Raw genomic sequence first — 515 nt, 5'->3', positions numbered from 1 at the left:
TTCCGGCTTTTCTGCCGGCATTTGTCGATAAGTTCTTACAGGAACAGCGGCTTTCTGCTTGAATAGTATCAAGAGGAAGGAGTGAGCCGTATGAAAGTAAGCACCAAAGACAAAATTATTGAATCTGCTGTCATGCTTTTTAACCAAAAAGGATTTTCTGGCACGTCTGTCCGTGAAATCGCAAAGTCAGCTGATGTAAATGTTGCGCACATCTCCTACTATTTTAAAGGCAAAGGAGGCTTGATGGAACACTTAGTTTCAGAGTTTTACGAAGGCTACAGCAAAACGCTTGAAACAGCGGCAAGCAATATCTCTTCTCAAAGCACGCAGGAACAGCTTCTTCAATTGGTTTTCGATATTTTATCCTATCAGCATAATCATCGTCAATTAACTCGTTTTGTCTACCGGGAAGTCACAATTGACTCCACATTAATCAGGGAAATTATGTCGACATATCTAATGAAGGAAAAGTATATCTTCCAGCTGATCATTGAGGAAGGAGAAAAACAGCGTGA

At 40.6% G+C, this 515-nt stretch carries 1 protein-coding gene; it reads left to right on the top strand.

Going from position 1 to position 515, the window contains the following annotated elements:
* Positions 1-90: 90 nt before the first annotated feature.
* The coding region (gene refZ / locus ACWHAR_RS32100; protein ID WP_452089050.1) for a transcriptional regulator RefZ at positions 91-515 on the top strand (425 nt) is incomplete at its 3' end.

Source organism: Bacillus sp. LR--39 (assembly GCF_053613335.1).
This window is presented reverse-complemented; position numbering and strand designations above follow the sequence as displayed.